This is a genomic window from Brachybacterium kimchii, from assembly GCF_023373525.1.
Lineage (GTDB): Bacteria > Actinomycetota > Actinomycetes > Actinomycetales > Dermabacteraceae > Brachybacterium > Brachybacterium kimchii.
The window spans coordinates 1207681-1223698 of sequence record NZ_CP097218.1 but is presented as its reverse complement, the minus strand read 5'-3'; the positions used below and the strand labels follow the sequence as shown (position 1 = coordinate 1223698).

12 protein-coding genes are annotated in these 16018 nt (G+C 72.0%); 8 read left to right on the top strand and 4 right to left on the bottom strand.

Annotated elements, in window-relative coordinates; all coding sequences use genetic code 11:
* The first annotated feature begins 2 nt into the window (after positions 1–2).
* From uvrC to secG, 8 genes are all read left to right on the top strand, one after another.
* The gene (gene uvrC, locus M4486_RS05975) at positions 3–1892 is read left to right on the top strand and encodes an excinuclease ABC subunit UvrC (protein WP_249480249.1); all 1890 of its coding nucleotides are present in this window, start codon (positions 3–5) and stop codon (positions 1890–1892) included.
* A gap of 128 nt (positions 1893–2020) precedes the next feature.
* Complete coding sequence (gene rapZ / locus M4486_RS05970) at positions 2021–2956, top strand: RNase adapter RapZ (protein WP_249480248.1); 936 nt, start codon at positions 2021–2023, stop codon at positions 2954–2956.
* Entirely contained in the window at positions 2953–3996 is a 1044-nt protein-coding gene (locus M4486_RS05965) for a gluconeogenesis factor YvcK family protein (protein ID WP_429798322.1), read from the top strand. The genes rapZ and M4486_RS05965 overlap by 4 nt, the downstream gene beginning before the upstream one ends.
* Positions 3980–4963: a DNA-binding protein WhiA gene (whiA, locus tag M4486_RS05960; RefSeq protein WP_249480247.1), complete on the top strand. Its 984-nt coding sequence runs from the start codon at positions 3980–3982 to the stop codon at positions 4961–4963. Before M4486_RS05965 ends, whiA begins: the two co-directional genes overlap by 17 nt.
* A 185-nt stretch (positions 4964–5148) precedes the next feature.
* The gene (gap, locus tag M4486_RS05955; protein ID WP_200500634.1) at positions 5149–6153 is read left to right on the top strand and encodes a type I glyceraldehyde-3-phosphate dehydrogenase; all 1005 of its coding nucleotides are present in this window, start codon (positions 5149–5151) and stop codon (positions 6151–6153) included.
* Positions 6154–6265: 112 nt separating this feature from the next.
* Positions 6266–7468 (top strand): phosphoglycerate kinase, encoded by a 1203-nt coding sequence (locus M4486_RS05950; RefSeq protein WP_249480246.1) that lies wholly within the window; start codon positions 6266–6268, stop codon positions 7466–7468.
* Positions 7465–8244 carry a triose-phosphate isomerase gene (gene tpiA, locus M4486_RS05945; RefSeq protein ID WP_152353022.1) on the top strand — a complete coding sequence of 260 codons (780 nt, stop codon included), beginning with the start codon at positions 7465–7467 and terminating at the stop codon, positions 8242–8244. Before M4486_RS05950 ends, tpiA begins: the two co-directional genes overlap by 4 nt.
* Positions 8245–8357: 113 nt before the next feature.
* On the top strand, positions 8358–8606 hold the full coding sequence (secG, locus tag M4486_RS05940) for a preprotein translocase subunit SecG (RefSeq protein ID WP_152353021.1): 249 nt from the start codon (positions 8358–8360) through the stop codon (positions 8604–8606).
* 295 nt (positions 8607–8901) lie between these two features.
* Here secG and pgl read toward each other — a convergent pair whose 3' ends face one another.
* The 4 genes from pgl to tkt form a co-directional block, all read right to left on the bottom strand.
* Positions 8902–10602 carry a 6-phosphogluconolactonase gene (pgl, locus tag M4486_RS05935; protein WP_249480245.1) on the bottom strand — a complete coding sequence of 567 codons (1701 nt, stop codon included), beginning with the start codon at positions 10600–10602 and terminating at the stop codon, positions 8902–8904.
* Positions 10599–12140 carry a glucose-6-phosphate dehydrogenase gene (gene zwf / locus M4486_RS05930; protein ID WP_377855099.1) on the bottom strand — a complete coding sequence of 514 codons (1542 nt, stop codon included), beginning with the start codon at positions 12138–12140 and terminating at the stop codon, positions 10599–10601. Before zwf ends, pgl begins: the two co-directional genes overlap by 4 nt.
* A 143-nt stretch (positions 12141–12283) precedes the next feature.
* Entirely contained in the window at positions 12284–13390 is a 1107-nt protein-coding gene (gene tal, locus M4486_RS05925; protein WP_249480243.1) for a transaldolase, read from the bottom strand.
* A 175-nt stretch (positions 13391–13565) separates the two neighbouring features.
* Positions 13566–15665, bottom strand: a complete 2100-nt coding sequence (gene tkt, locus M4486_RS05920) for a transketolase (protein ID WP_249480242.1) — start codon at positions 15663–15665, stop codon at positions 13566–13568.
* Between the last annotated feature and the right edge of the window lie 353 nt (positions 15666–16018).

Genomic DNA, 16018 nt, shown 5'->3' with positions numbered 1-16018 from the left:
CCATGGCTGATCCGTCGACCTACCGTCCCGCCACCGGGACCATCCCGACCTCCCCGGGCGTCTACCGCTTCCGCGACGCCGACTCCCGGGTGATCTACGTCGGCAAGGCGAAGAATCTGCGGGCGCGCCTGTCGAACTACTTCCAGGACCTCTCGGCCCTCCACGAGCGCACCCGGCGGATGGTCACCACGGCGACCGGCGTCGAGTGGACGGTGGTGCGCACCGAGGTCGAGGCGCTGACCCTCGAGTACACGTGGATCAAGGAGTTCGATCCGCGGTTCAACGTGAAGTTCCGCGACGACAAGTCCTACCCCTACCTCGCCGTGACGATGGGGGAGGAGGTGCCGCGCGTGCACATCACGCGCCGGCCGCGCACCAAGGGCGACCGCGTCTTCGGCCCCTACACGCAGGTGTGGGCGATCCGCGAGACCCTCGACCTGATGCTCCGCGTCTTCCCCGTGCGCTCGTGCACCCCGGGCGTCTACCGCCGCGCCGAGAGGTCCGGGCGGCCCTGCCTGCTGGGCTTCATCGGCAAGTGCTCGGCGCCGTGCGTGGGCGACATCTCGGTGGAGGACCACCGCCGCCTGGCCGAGCAGTTCAGCGACTTCATGGCCGGCAACACCGGCGCCTACCTGCGGCGCATCGAGAAGCGCATGCGCGAGGCCGCCGCCGCCCAGGACTACGAGACCGCCGCCGGGCTGCGCGACGACCTGCAGGCGCTCGAGAAGGTCATGGAGAAGAACTCCGTGGTGCTCTCCGACGCGACCGACGCGGACCTCGTCGCCCTCGTCCAGGACGAGCTCGAGGCCTCCATCCAGGTCTTCCACGTGCGCGGCGGCAGGATCCGCGGCCAGCGCGGCTGGACCGCCGAGATCCTCGACGAGTCCGGTCCCGGCGACCTCATGGAGCGCGCGCTGGCGACGCTGTACACCGACGGGGAGGCCCCCGCCGAGGTGCTCGTGAGCGAGATGCCGACCAACGCGGACCAGGTGCGGGAGCTCGTCGGCCGCCGGGTCGACCTGCGCGTGCCCCGCCGCGGGGAGAAGAAGGAGCTGCTGGAGACCGTCGGCGCCAATGCGGAGGAGGCCCTGCGCCTGCATCGGCTGCGCCGCACGGGCGACCTCACCGCCCGCACCAAGGCTCTCGAAGACCTCGGGGAGGCGCTCGACCTCGCGGAGCCCCCGCTGCGCATCGAGTGCTTCGACATCTCCCACTCCCAGGGCACGAACGTCGTCGGCTCCCAGGTGGTCTTCGAGGACGGGCTGCCCAAGAAGAGCGAGTACCGCCGCTACTCGGTGACCGGGGAGGCCGCGCGCGACGACACCGCCTCCATGTACGACGTCATCCGCCGCCGTCTCCAGCGCCACCTCGATCCCGCCCCCGCGGACGACGAGGACGCCCGGCGCTTCGCCTACCCGCCCGCGCTGATCCTCGTCGACGGCGGGCAGCCGCAGGTCGCGGCCGCGCAGCGGGCCTTCGAGGACCTCGGCGTCGCCGACATCGCCCTCGCCGGCATCGCCAAGCGGCTCGAGGAGATCTGGCTGCCCGGCGACGACTACCCCGTGATCCTGCCCCGCACCAGCGAGGCGCTGTTCCTCGTCCAGCGCCTGCGCGACGAGGCCCACCGCTTCGCGATCTCCTACCACCGCTCCAAGCGCGGGCGCGCGATGCAGGCGAGCGCCCTGGACGGCGTGCCGGGCCTGGGCCCCGCCCGTCGGCGCGCCCTGCTCGATCGCTTCACGACGGTCGCGAACATCCGCGAGGCCGACGAGGAGACCCTCCAGGAGGTCCAGGGCATCGGGCCGCAGCTCGCCGCGCAGATCCTCGCGACCCTGCGCGGGGACGAGCCCGGTCCGGCGGTCGACATGGCGACGGGCGAGATCCTCGAGTGAACCGTGCGCGGCGCCGGGGCGATCCTCACCACGGATCCCTCGGCGTCCATCCGCGGGCGGTACCCTTCACCAGCACGAGGACGAAGACGACGACCCCCGACCCCGACCCTGACGAAGGAGCAGCATCCATGTCGCAGGACAGCAGCGTCCCGGAGTCCGCGCCCGCCGAGGGCGCAGCGGAGCCGGAGCCCGATCGGGCCGCGCCGCCCGGCGACGTCGTGATCATCACGGGCCTCGCGGGCGCAGGTCGGGAGACGGCAGCCCATGCGCTCGAGGACCTGGGCTGGTACGTCGTCTACAACATCGCGCCGCAGCTGATCCCGCGCCTCTACGAGCTCCAGCAGCAGGCCGAGGGCCGCGAGACCCGCTTCGCCGTGGTCGTCGACCCCCGCTCCGGTCCGTTCTTCTCCGAGCTGTCCCAGGTGATCGAGCAGATGCGCGCCTCCGAGATGCGGGTGCGGCTGGTCTTCCTCACCGCCGACGAGCACACCCTCGTGCGCCGCTTCGACTCCGTGCGCCGTCCCCACCCGCTGCAGGGGGAGGAGGGCGTGCTCGAGGGCATCCGCCGCGAGCGCGAGATGCTCGCGCCCTACCGGCGCCTGGCCGACGTCGCGATCGACACCTCGCCGCTGAACGTGCACCAGCTGACGATGAAGATGCGCACCACCTTCGGCTCCCACAGCGAGCAGGCGCTCACCGTGAACGTCATGTCCTTCGGCTTCAAGTACGGGATCCCGATCGAGGCCGACCACGTCAGCGACGTCCGCTTCATCCCCAACCCGTACTGGGTGCCCGAGCTGCGCTCCCAGCGCGGCACGGACCCGGCGGTCGCCGAGTTCGTGCTCGCCGACCCCAACGGCGCCGAGTTCGCCGCCCGCTACCTCGACATGATCCGTCCCGTGCTGCGCGGGTACTCGGCGGAGAACAAGCACTTCACGACGATCGCGATCGGCTGCACGGGCGGCAAGCACCGCTCGGTGGCGATGGCGGAGAAGATCGGGGAGGACCTGCGCCAGGCGGGCTTCGCGGTGCGCGTGCGCCACCGGGATCTGGGGCGCGAGTGAGCGCCGGACTGCCCCCGCACCTGCGCCGCGGCCCGCGCCGGGCCCTGTCCGCGCCGCGCCGCGCGGTCGCCCTCGGCGGCGGCCACGGGCTCGCCGCGAACCTGCGCTCCCTGCGGCTGCTGGTCGACGACATCACCGCCGTGGTCACGGTCGCCGACGACGGCGGCTCCTCGGGGCGCATCCGCGCCGAGCTGCCCGTGCTGCCCCCCGGGGACCTGCGGATGGCGCTCGCGGCGCTCTGCGAGGATTCCGACTGGGGCGCGTTCTGGCACGACGCCGTCCAGCACCGCTTCGTCACCGACGGCGACCTCGACGGCCACGCCCTCGGCAACCTCATGATCGTGGCCATGTGGCAGATCCTCGAGGACCCGATCGCGGGACTGGACCGGATCGGCGAGCTGCTCGGCGCCCGCGGACGGGTCCTGCCCATGGCCCTGGATCCGCTGGACATCGAGGCGCAGGTGGCCTTCGCGGACGGCACCCGCGGCACGGTGCGCGGCCAGGCGCACGTCGCGAAGGTCCCCGGACGGGTCGAGTCGATGCGCCTGATCCCGGAGCGGCCGCGGGTTCCCCAGGAGGTGCTGCGTGCGATCGCCGACGCGGACTGGGTGATCGTCGGCCCCGGCTCCTGGTACACCTCGGTGCTGCCGCACCTGCAGATCCCCGAGATCGCGGAGGCCCTGCGCACCACCCGTGCCCACCGCTGCGTGGTCATGAACCTCTCCTCCGGGGGAGAGGAGATCGAGGGGATGCGCAGCACGGATCTGCTGCGCGTGCTGCTGGACAGCGCGCCCGAGACGAGCTTCGACACCGTGATCGCTGATCCGACGGCCCTCGAGGACGCGGTCGAGCTTGCGGAGTTCGCGCGCACACGAGGAATACGTACCCTGCTGAGGCAGGTGAGCGTGGGCGGCGGGGTGCCGGTCCACGACCCGGTGCGGCTCGCCGCCGCTTACCGCGACGTGTTCGACGGCGTGTACGGGGATGTCGAGGGGACGCAGGACGAGGAGGAGGGGACTCAGGATGGCATTGACCGCTGACGCCAAGGAGGAGCTGTCCCGGATCGACGTGGCGCGCCCGTCGGCCCGCAAGGCGGAGGCCGCGGCGATGCTGCGCTTCGCGGGCGGCCTGCATCTGCAGGGCGGGCGCGTGGTGATCGAGGCCGAGCTGGACAGCGCGGCGACCGCGCGGCGGCTGCGCGCGATCATCGCCGACGTCTACGGGCACGGCAGCGAGATCGCGGTGCTCGCGCCGTCGGGGATCCGCCGCTCGACGACGTACATCGTGCGGGTGCACGGCGACGGGGCGGTGCTCGCCCGCCAGACGGGCCTGCTGGACGCCCGCGGGCGTCCCGTGCGAGGGATGCCGCCCGCCGTCGTCGGCGGCGCCGCGGTGGACGCCGAGGCCGCCTGGCGCGGCGCCTTCCTCGCCCGCGGCTCGCTCACCGAGCCGGGCCGCAGCTCCGCGCTCGAGCTCGGCTGCCCGGGGCCCGAGGTCGCGCTCGCGATGGTGGGGGCCGCCCGGCGCCTGGGCATCGCCTCGAAGGCCCGCGAGGTCCGCGGGGGCGACCGCGTGGTGCTGCGCGACGGCGACGCGATCGCCGCGCTGCTCACGCGCATGGGCGCCCACCAGACCGTGCTGGTCTGGGAGGAGCGGCGCACGCGCCGCGAGGTCCGCGCGACCGCCCACCGCCTCGCGAACTTCGACGACGCCAACCTGCGCCGCTCGGCGCGGGCCGCGGTCGCCGCGGGGCAGCGCGTGGAGCGGGCGCTGGAGATCCTGGGGGACGAGGTCCCCGAGCACCTGCGCGAGGCGGGCCGCCTGCGCGTCGAGCACCGCCAGGCGAGCCTCGAGGAGCTGGGCCGCCACGCCGATCCGCCGATGACCAAGGACGCGGTCGCGGGGCGCATCCGCCGCCTGCTCGCGATGGCGGACAAGCGCGCCGAGGAGCTCGGCGTCCCCGGCACCGACGAGGTCGGCGAGGGCGGGGAGGACGCGCGCTCCTGAGCCGGGGGCCGCGCCGCGGTCCAGGGAGCGGACCCGTTCCGACGTGACCCAGTGCATTGATAGACTGATCCGCGGTCGTGATCGTCGTCTCGGGTTCCCGGGAGGCGCCGCGGTCGTCCGAGCGTACGAGGGCGTGCGCGACACATATCCCCGCAGCCTCCTGGGCTGCGATCCAAGGAGGAACCGTGACCACTAAGGTCGGAATCAACGGATTCGGTCGCATCGGGCGCAACTTCCTGCGCGCCGCCCTCGAGCAGGGTGCCGACATCGAGGTCGTGGGCGTCAACGATCTGACGGACAACGCGACGCTCGCCAACCTCATCAAGTACGACTCCATCGGCGGCGTGCTTCCCTACGAGGTCAGCCACGACGACGACTCCATCACCGTCGGCGACCTCACCTTCAAGGCCTTCGCCGAGCGCGACCCGAAGAACATCCCGTGGGGCGAGATCGGCGCGGACGTCGTCATCGAGTCCACCGGCATCTTCACGGACGCCGAGAAGGCCAAGGCCCACCTCGAGGGCGGTGCGAAGAAGGTCATCATCTCCGCTCCCGCGAAGAACGAGGACGCGACCTTCGTCATCGGCGTGAACGAGGGCGACTACGACCCGGCGAAGCACGACATCGTCTCGAACGCCTCGTGCACCACCAACAGCCTCGCCCCCGTGGCCAAGGTGCTGAACGACGAGTTCGGCATCGTCAAGGGCCTCATGACCACGGTCCACGCCTACACCTCGGACCAGGTCCTGCAGGACGGCCCGCACAAGGACCCGCGCCGCGCCCGCGCCGCCGCCCTGAACATCGTGCCCACCACGACCGGCGCCGCCAAGGCCGTCGCGCTCGTGCTGCCCGAGCTCAAGGGCAAGCTCGACGGCTACTCGCTGCGCGTGCCGGTCCCCACCGGCTCGATCACGGACCTCACCTTCGAGGCCTCCCGCGAGGTCACCGCCGAGGAGATCAACGCCGCGGTGAAGAAGGCCGCCGAGGGCCCGCTCAAGGGCATCCTGCGGTACACCGAGGACCCGATCGTCTCCAAGGACATCGAGCACGATCCGCACTCCTCGATCTTCGACAGCCAGCTCACCAAGGTGAACGGCAACCTCGTCAAGGTCTTCACCTGGTACGACAACGAGTGGGGCTTCTCCAACCGCCTCGTCGAGCTCACCTCGCTCGTCGGCAAGAGCCTCTGACCCTCTCCCTCACGGAGATCGGGTCCGACGGAGCCCGTCCGGCGCCGCCCCTGCGAGGCGCGGCCCGGGCGGGCTCCGTCGCACGCACCCCTCGACACTAGGAGCCAACCCCGTGCTGAAGACCATCGCGTCGCTCGGCGACCTGCGCGGCAAGCGGGTCATCGTCCGCGCCGACCTCAACGTGCCGCTGGACGGCACCACGATCACCGACGACGGCCGCATCCGCGCCGCCCTGCCCACGATCTCGACGCTCACAGACGCCGGTGCGCGCGTCGTCGTGATCTCCCACCTCGGCCGACCGAAGGGCGCCCCCGAGGAGAAGTACTCGCTGCGCCCCGTCGTCGGGCGGCTGTCCGAGCTCCTCGGCGCCGACGTCGCCTTCGCGACCGACACCGTGGGCGACAGCGCCCGGGAGACCGTGGACGGCCTCGCCGACGGCCGGGTCGCGATCCTCGAGAACCTCCGCTTCAACCCGGGGGAGACCTCGAAGGACGAGGGCGAGCGCCGCGCGTTCGCCGAGCAGATCGCCGCGCTCGGCGACGCCTTCGTCTCCGACGGCTTCGGCGTCGTCCACCGCAAGCAGGCCTCCGTGTACGAGCTCGCGCAGCTGCTGCCCTCCGCCGCCGGCGAGCTCGTGAGCAGCGAGGTCGAGGCGCTGCGCAAGGTGACCGACGACCCGGAGCGCCCCTTCGTGGTGATCCTCGGCGGCGCCAAGATCGCCGACAAGCTCGGCGTCATCGAGAACCTGCTGACCAAGGCCGATCGGATCCTCATCGGCGGCGGCATGGCGTACACCTTCCTCAAGGCCCAGGGCCATGAGATCGGCAAGTCCCTGCTGGACGCCGAGCGCGTCGACACCGTGCGCCAGTACCTCGAGACGGCGCAGCGCAACGGCGTCGAGCTCGTGCTGCCCGTGGACACGGTCGTCGCGCGGGAGTTCTCGGCCGACGCGGAGCCGACGACGGTCCCCGCCGACCAGATCCCCGCCGACCAGGAGGGCATGGACATCGGCCCGAGGACCGCGGAGCTGTTCGCGGAGAAGATTGCCGATGCGCGCACCGTCTTCTGGAACGGCCCGATGGGGGTCTTCGAGTTCGAGACCTTCGCGCGCGGCACGAAGGACGTCGCCACGGCCCTCGCCGGGGCCGACGGCTTCACCGTGATCGGCGGCGGCGACTCCGCGGCCGCCGTGCGCACCCTGGGCTTCGACGAGTCCGCGTTCTCGCACATCTCGACCGGCGGCGGTGCGAGCCTCGAGCTGATCGAGGGCAAGGAGCTGCCGGGCATCGCCGTCCTGGAGGAGGACCACGCATGAGCACCACCCGCACCCCGCTGATGGCGGGCAACTGGAAGATGAACCTCGACTGGAAGCAGGGCCTGTCCCTCGTCGAGGACCTGGGCGATGCCCTCAAGGGGCTGGACACCTCCGCGGTCGAGGCGGCCGTGCTGCCTCCGTTCGTGGACCTGCGCACCGTGCAGACGGCCGTGGACGCCGGGAAGCTCCCGATCTCCTACGGGTCCCAGGACGTGTCCGAGCACGAGTCCGGTGCGTTCACCGGCGAGGTCTCCGCCTCCATGCTCACCGCCCTCGGCGCGACCTACGCGACCATCGGCCACTCCGAGCGCCGCCAGTACCACGGTGAGACCGAGCAGGTCACGAACGCCAAGGTGAAGGCGGCCCTCGGCGGAGGGCTCACGCCGATCCTCTGCGTCGGCGAGCCGCTCGAGGAGCGGAAGGCGGGCACGCAGGTCGAGTACACGCTCGCCCAGCTCGAGGGCGGGCTCGAGGGCGTCGACGCCGCACAGGTCGGTTCCCTCGTCGTCGCCTACGAGCCGGTCTGGGCGATCGGCACCGGCGAGGTCGCGACCCCGGACGACGCCCAGGAGGTGTGCGGCGCGATCCGCGACTGGGTGCGCACCGCCCACGGCGAGGCCGCGGCGGATGCCGTGCGCGTCCTCTACGGCGGCTCCGTGAAGTCCTCGAACGTCGCCGAGCTGATGACGAAGCCCGATGTGGACGGCGCCCTCGTGGGCGGTGCCTCGCTGAAGGCCGACGAGTTCGCGAAGATCGTCCGCTACCAGGACGCCTGAGCGGCGCGACCGGACGAGGAGCCGAACGGCTCACATCCGGCGGGGCGGGTCCGGCGACGGATCCGCCCCGTGTCGTATCCTGGCGCAGTTCCAACGTCCCGTGAGGAGAGTCCGTGGACCTCAACCTGCTCAAGCTGATCCTGCAGATCGTGCTGGCGATCACCGGCGTCGCAGTGATCCTGCTGGTGCTGCTGCACCGCGGCAAGGGCGGCGGCCTGTCCGACATGTTCGGCGGCGGCGTGTCCTCCTCCGCGAGCGCCTCCGGCGTCGCCGAGCGCAACCTCGACCGCCTCACGGTCACCCTCGCCGTCGTGTTCGGCGCCGCGGCCGTGGGCCTGGGAGTGATCGAGCGCTTCATGTGATCGTCCGACGCGCAGCGCGCGTCGGCAGCCGTCCGAGAGGCCGGGAGGATTCGATCCTCCCGGCCTCTCGTCACTCTCGGCAGCGGACGTGCCCGGAGCCGATGGGGCCGAGCAGCGACGCGACCGAGGAGCGGCGCGGCCGAGCAGCGACGCGGCCGAGCGGCGACGCGGCCGAGCGGCCACGCGGCCGAGCAGCGACGCGGCGCGCCGCCGCACAGCGAGAGGGCCCGACCGCGCACATGGCGCGGTCGGGCCCTCTCGCTGCTCCGGGCGGTCCCGGGGTGCGGTCAGCCCGTCAGCCCTTCCGCAGGCCCGTCGCCGAGGACTCGTCGAGGTACCAGGTGGTGGACTCGAGCCCGCGCACCGAGGAGGCCGGGACCTCCCACGGGTCGATGCCCCGGTGGGCGCGCGCGACCGCGTCGGCCTTCTCCGCGCCGGCGGCCAGCAGGCCCACGTGGCGCGCGGAGTTCAGCACGGGCCAGGTCAGCGACACCCGCAGCGGCGGCGGCTTGGGGGAGTCGACCACGGCCACGGCGCTCGCGCCGTCGAGCTGCTGCGCGGGATGGCGCGGGAACAGCGAGGCCACGTGGCCGTCGGGACCGACGCCCAGCAGCAGCACGTCGAAGAACGCCTCGCCGCGGGTGCGGAACGGACGGTCGCCGCCCGCGCGATCCAGCTCCTGGCCGTACCAGGCGGCGGCCTCGTCGAGGGACATGCCGCTCGAGGTCGAGGGGACCGGATGCACCTTGCCGGGTGCGAAGGCGATCTTCTCGAGGAAGCCGACGCGCACCGACTGGTCGTTGCGGTCCTCCGAGTCGGCGTCGACGAAGCGCTCGTCGCCCCACCACACGTGCACGGCGGCCGGGTCGACCTCGTGCTCGACGAAGGCGACGGGGAGGGCGTCGGCGGTGGCGGTGCCGATGGTGCCTCCGGTGACCACGAGGTGCGCCTCGCCGCGCGCCGAGATCGCCTCGGCGAGGCGGGCGGCCACGTCGTCGGCGGCGCGCACGGCGGCGGCCTCGAGGGACTCGGAGACGGCGTCCGTCGGCTCCGGCTTGCCCTTCGCGAAGGTCGAGGCGTCCTCGACCTTGGAGAAGGCGTGGGCGAGGACCTCGCCGTAGACCTCGTCGGGGTCCAGGCGGCGCAGCTCCTCGGCGAGGAGCTCGTAGAGAGAGCTCGCGGGCACGGGGACGCGCTGGTCCTCCTGGTCGCCGGGCAGGGAGATGATGACGCTGTCGCCCTCGCCGCGGCGCAGGGCCACGGTCCCGTCCTCGCGCTCGAAGACGAGGGACTGGGGGCCGGCGGGGCAGCCGTCGACGGTCTCGATGTCGACCTCGAGGCCGAGCTCGAGGGCGAGCCATGCGGCCAGCAGGCGCACCGAGGGATCGCCCGCGGGGCCGGCGACGCTCACGCTGCGCGGGAGGGAGATCGGCGGGGTCTCGTAGGCCGTGGCGGCCAGTCCGCGCCAGCGGGTGATGCGGGCCCAGGAGAGGTCGGAGTCGCCGCTGGAGTAGCCGCGGCGCAGGCGCTTGAGGGTCGCGTCGGGGTCGCTCGAGGAGGCGGCGTCGGTGATGCGGCGCTGGGAGATCGAGCCCAGGACGTCGTGGACGGGCGAGGACGGGGCGTCCTCGGGCCACCAGGTGACGATCGGGGCGTCGGGCAGCAGCAGCGGGGTGATGAGGGTGTCCAGGCTGGACATGACGTCGCCCCGGGCGCGGAGGATGACGATCTCGCCGGCTCCCGCGTCGCGGCCCACGCGGATCTCCGCGTCCAGTCCGGTCTCGGCGTCGGTGTCGGCATCGACCACGATGACCCGCGAGGGGTGCTCGTGGCTGGCCTGCACGGCGGCCTGCAGGGGCTGATCGATGTCCTCGCCGGTCGCGACGATGATCAGCGTGAGCACGCTGCCCACGGTGGTCGCGCCGAAGGTCTCGCGCATCTGCGTCATCTTCTTGTCGACGGCGGATGCGGTGGTGTCGTTCAGAGTGGTGATCACGGTCGCCTCCAGGCGCGTCCGTCGCGCGTGAGCATCTCGTTGGCGGTCTCCGGGCCCCAGGTGCCGGGGCGGTACGGAGCGGGCGGAAGGTTCTTCGCCCAGTAGTCGGTGATCGGGTCGAGGATCTCCCAGGACAGCTCGACCTCCCGCTGGCGCGGGAACAGCGGCGGGTCGCCCAGGAGCATGTCCAGGATCAGCCGCTCGTAGGCCTCGGGCGATTCCTCGGTGAACGAGGACCCGTACTGGAAGTCCATGTTCACGTCCCGCACCTCCATCTGGGTGCCGGGGACCTTGGAGCCGAACCGCATGGTCACGCCCTCGTCGGGCTGGACGCGGATCACGATCGCGTTCTGGCCGAGGTCCGCGGTGTCCGTGGAGGAGAACGGCAGGAACGGGGCGGACTTGAAGACCACGGCGATCTCGGTGACGCGGCGGCCCAGGCGCTTGCCCGCGCGCAGGTAGAACGGGACCCCGGCCCAGCGGCGGGTGTTCACGTCCAGGCGCATCGCGGCGAACGTCTCGGTCGTGGAGTCGGCGGGGATGCCGTCCTCCTCGAGGTAGCCCTTGACCTCCTCGCCGCCCTGCAGTCCCGCGACGTACTGCCCGCGGGCGGTGTGCAGGGAGAGGTCGTCGGGCAGGGAGATGGCCTCGAGGACCTTCTCCTTCTCCGTGCGCAGCTCCTTCGCGTCGAAGGAGATGGGCTCCTCCATCGCGGTCAGCGCGAGCAGCTGCAGGAGGTGGTTCTGGATGACGTCGCGCGCGGTGCCGATGCCGTCGTAGTAGCCCGCACGCGAGCCGATGCCGATGTCCTCGGCCATCGTGACCTGCACGTGGTCGACGTAGTTCGCGTTCCAGATCGGCTCGAACATCTGGTTCGCGAAGCGGAACGCGAGGATGTTCTGGACCGTCTCCTTGCCCAGGTAGTGATCGATGCGGAAGACGTCCTCCGGGCGGAAGACCTTCTCCACGACGTCGTTGAGCTCCTTCGCGGAGGCCAGGTCGTGGCCGAAGGGCTTCTCGATGACCACGCGGCGCCACGAGCCGTCGCGCGGGGTGTTCAGTCCCGAGTTCGCCAGCTGCGAGCAGACCTGCGGGAACGCGTCCGGCGGGATCGAGAGGTAGAAGGCGTGGTTGCCGCCCGTGCCGCGGGTGCGGTCGAGCTCCTCGACGACCTCCGTGAGCTTCTGGAAGGCGGCCGTGTCGTCGAAGGTGCCGGTGACGAAGCGCAGGCCGCCGCGCAGCTGCTCGAAGGTCGACTCGTCGAACTCGGTGCGGGCGTGCTCGGTGACGGACGTGCGGACGTAGTCGGCGAAGTCGTCATGGCTCCAGTCGCGGCGCCCGTAGCCGACCAGGCCGAAGCTCGGGGGCAGCAGGCCCCGGTGGGCCAGGTCGTAGATCGCGGGGAGGAGCTTCTTGCGGGCGAGGTCTCCGGTGACGCCGAACATCACCATCGAGCTCGGACCCGCGATCAGCGGCAGGCGCCGATCACGGGGATCGCGCAGCGGATTGCGCGGAGTGGGGGTCGTGTTCACGATCATCCTTCCGGCACGTGGCGGAGCCGACCCGTCGGGGCGGCTCCGCCGTGTGCTCGATGGAGTGAGGACCGCCGCCCCCCCCTCCCCGCGCGGCGCCGCGGGCGGCGCTCAGGAGCGGACGGAGGAGGGGAGGCGGCGGGGTGGGATCAGGCCGAGGCGATCTGCGCCGCGACGGTCTCGAGCAGCTCGTTCCAGGCCTTCTCGAACTTCTCGACGCCCTCGCGCTCGAGGACGGCGTAGACGTCGTCGAGGTCGACGCCCGCGGCGGAGATCTTCTCGAGGTCCGCGGCCGAGGCCTGCGCGGCCTCCGCGTCCAGGGCCTTCCCGAGCTCGGAGTGGTCGGCGACCGCGTCGAGCGTCTTCTCCGGCATCGTGTTCACGGTGGGGGAGGCGACCAGCTGGTCGACGTACATGGTGTCGGCGTACTCGGGGTTCTTCACACCGGTCGAGGCCCACAGCGCGCGCTGCACGCGGGCGCCCTTCGCGGCCAGCTTCTCGAAGCGCTCCGAGGAGAACTTCTCGAGGTACACGCCGAAGGCCACGCGGGCGTTCGCCACGCCCGCCTTGCCGCGCAGCTCCAGGGCGTCGCCGCCCAGCTTCTCCAGGCGGGCGTCGATCTCGGTGTCGAAGCGCGAGACGAAGAACGAGCCGACCGAGCGGATGGTCGAGAGGTCGATGCCGGCGGCGTCGGCCTTCTCCAGGCCCGCCAGGTAGGCGTCGATGACCTCGCGGTAGCGGTCCACGGAGAAGATGAGGGTCACGTTGACGCTGATGCCCGCGCCGATCACCTCGGTGATGGCCGGCAGGCCCTCCTTGGTCGCGGGGATCTTGATCATCACGTTGCTGCGGTCCACGATCTCGCTGAGGCGGTGGGCCTGCGCGATCGTCTTCTCGGTCTCGTGCGCCAGGCGCGGGTCGACCTCGATCGAGACGCGGCCGTCCTGGCCCTCGGTGGCCTCGGCGACCGGGGCGAAGAGGTCGGCGGCGGAGCGGACGTCATCGGTCGTGAGCTTCTCGACGACCGCGTCGACGTCCTTGCCGGCCTTCGCGAGCTCGGCGATGTCGGCGTCGTAGTCCTGGGCGCCGGAGATGGCGGCCTGGAAGATCGAGGGGTTGGTGGTGACGCCCACGATGTTCTTCGTGTCCACGAGCTCCTGGAGGTTGCCGGAGGTCAGGCGACCGCGGGAGAGGTCGTCCAGCCAGATCGACACGCCGGCGTCAGAGAGGGCCTGGGTGCGGGTGTTCTGGGTCATGAGGGGAATCCTTCCTCGGCGCGCGCGGCGCCGATCAGATCATGGGGAGTCGGAGACGGATGGTCGCCGTGGATGCGCGGGGCGGGTGCGGGGCCCGAGGGCCGACGGCGGGCTCCCGCGCGGGCACGGCGAGAAGAGGGGGCGGGACCTCTGGGGTCCCGCCCCCGTCGGCGGATCAGCTCTGTGCGGCCTCGATGGACTCCTTCGCGGCGGCCACCACCGCGTCGGCCGTGAAGCCGTACTCGCGGAAGAGCGTGGCCGCGTCCGCGGAGGCGCCGTAGTGCTCGAGGCTGACGGCGCGGCCCGCGTCGCCCAGGTACTTGAACCAGGACTGGGCGATGCCCGCCTCGACGCTCACCCGGGCGCGGACGCCGCGGGGGAGGACCGACTCGCGGTAGGCTTCGTCCTGGTCCTCGAACCACTCGACGGACGGCATGGAGACCACGCGGGTCGGCGTGCCGGCCTCCTCGAGCTGCTTCTGCGCCTCGACGGCGTACTGCACCTCGGAGCCGGTGGCGATGAGGATGACCTCGGGCTCGCCGCTGCCGGCGTCCTTGAGGACGTACCCGCCCCGGGCGACGCCGTCGGTGCTCGCGTACTCGCTGCGGTCCAGCGTCGGCAGGGCCTGGCGGGAGAGGATCAGGCCGATCGGGCGCTCGCGGCGCTCGATCGTCGCCTTCCAGGCGGCGGCCGTCTCGTTGGCGTCGGCCGGGCGGACGACGTCCAGGCCCGGGATGGCGCGCAGCGCGGCGAGGTGCTCGACCGGCTGGTGGGTGGGGCCGTCCTCGCCCAGGCCGATGGAGTCGTGGGTCCACACGTAGATGTTGTCCACGCCCATCAGGGCCGAGAGGCGCACGGCGCCGCGCATGTAGTCCGAGAACTGCAGGAACGTGCCGCCGTAGGCGCGGGTGAGCTCGTCGAGGTTGATCCCGGAGAGGATCGCGCCCATGGCGTGCTCGCGGATGCCGAAGTGCAGCGTGCGGCCGTACTCGTCGCCCGAGAACTCCTTGGTCGAGCGGTCCTTCGGGATGAAGGAGGGCTCGCCGTCCATGGTGGTGTTGTTCGAGCCGGCGAGGTCGGCCGAGCCGCCCCAGAGCTCGGGCAGCACCGGGGCGAGGGCGTTCAGCACCTTGCCGGATGCGGCGCGGGTGGCCAGGCCCTTGGCGTCGGCCTCGAAGGTCGGCAGGGCGTCGGCCCAGCCGTCGGGGAGCTTCCCGGCGACGAGCCGGTCCAGCAGCGCGGCGCGGTCGGCGTTGGCCTCGCGCCAGCTCGCGAGCTTCTCGTCCCAGGCGGCGTGCGCCTCCTTGCCGCGCTGCACGAGCTCGCGGGTGCGGTCGAGGACCTCGGCGGGGACGTCGAAGGTCTTCTCGGGATCCAGGCCGAGCGCCTTCTTGAGGCCCGCGACCTCCTCGTCGCCCAGGGCGGATCCGTGGGCGGCGCCGGTGCCCTGCTTGGTGGGAGCGGGCCAGGCGATCACGGTGCGCAGGGCGATGAAGGACGGCTTGTCGGTGACCTTCTTGGCGTCCTCGATGGCGGTCTTGAGGGCGGCGACGTCCTCGACGTACTCGGTGCCGCCGTGGGTCCAGTCCACGTGGTGGACGTCCCAGCCCAGCGCCTCGTAGCGGGCCGCCGTGTCCTCGGTGAAGGCGATGTCGGTGTGGCCCTCGATCGAGATGTCGTTGTCGTCCCACAGGACGATCAGGTTGCCCAGCTCCTGGGTGCCGGCGATCGAGGAGGCCTCGTTGGTCACGCCCTCCTGCATGTCGCCGTCGGAGGCGATCGCGTAGGTGAAGCGGTCGAAGGGGCTCTCGCCCGCGGGGGCCTCGGGGTCGAACAGGCCGCGCTCGCGGCGCTGCGCCATGGCCATGCCGACGGCGGTCGCCAGGCCCTGGCCGAGCGGGCCGGTGGTGGTCTCCACGCCCTTGGTGTGGCCGACCTCGGGGTGGCCCGGGGTCTTCGAGCCCCAGGTGCGCAGGGACTCGATGTCCTCGAGCTCGAGGCCGAATCCGCCGAGGTAGAGCTGGATGTACTGGGTGAGGCTCGAGTGGCCTGCGGAGAGGACGAAGCGATCGCGGCCCAGCCACCCGGTGTCCGAGGGGTCGTGGCGCATGATGTCCTGGTACAGCAGGTAGGCGGCCGGGGCGAGGCTGATCGCCGTCCCCGGGTGGCCGTTCCCGACCTTCTGGACGGCGTCCGCCGCGAGGGTGCGCACCGTGTCGATCGCGCGCTTGTCCAGGTCGGTCCAGCCGTCGATTCCCTTGAACGATTCGCTCACGAGTTGTTCTTCCTTCCGTCAGGAGCTGCAGGAGCGGCTCGCGTCGCCCGGGTCCCGGGGCGCGCCGCTCAGCGACCATTCGATCCTATCGCCCCGCCCCGTGGCCAGGGGTTGCCGCGACTTCTCGTGGGACGCGCAACCGGTGAGCCATGTCATGCGAGGTCAGGGACTCTCACGCCCCGAGCAACGGATCGGGCGGCCGCGAAGATGTCCGGAGGTGACGAGAGGCACGCGGTGTGGCGCGTCGAGCATCGCGGCGGCGATCCGCGGGGCCGGCCGCCGGGTAGTATCGGGCCCGTTCGCCCCCTCGGCGCAGACGCGTCGGTCGCAGCAGGAAGGACGGTGGACGGTGA

What these genes read in the sequence shown, in the direction of transcription:
- uvrC (WP_249480249.1), top strand. Translation starts at nt 3, where the DNA reads ATGGCTGATCCGTCGACCTACCGTCCCGCCACCGGGACCATCCCGACC.
- rapZ (WP_249480248.1), top strand. Translation starts at nt 2,021, where the DNA reads ATGTCGCAGGACAGCAGCGTCCCGGAGTCCGCGCCCGCCGAGGGCGCA.
- whiA (WP_249480247.1), top strand. Translation starts at nt 3,980, where the DNA reads ATGGCATTGACCGCTGACGCCAAGGAGGAGCTGTCCCGGATCGACGTG.
- tpiA (WP_152353022.1), top strand. Translation starts at nt 7,465, where the DNA reads ATGAGCACCACCCGCACCCCGCTGATGGCGGGCAACTGGAAGATGAAC.
- zwf (WP_377855099.1), bottom strand. Translation starts at nt 12,140, where the DNA reads ATGATCGTGAACACGACCCCCACTCCGCGCAATCCGCTGCGCGATCCC.
- tal (WP_249480243.1), bottom strand. Translation starts at nt 13,390, where the DNA reads ATGACCCAGAACACCCGCACCCAGGCCCTCTCTGACGCCGGCGTGTCG.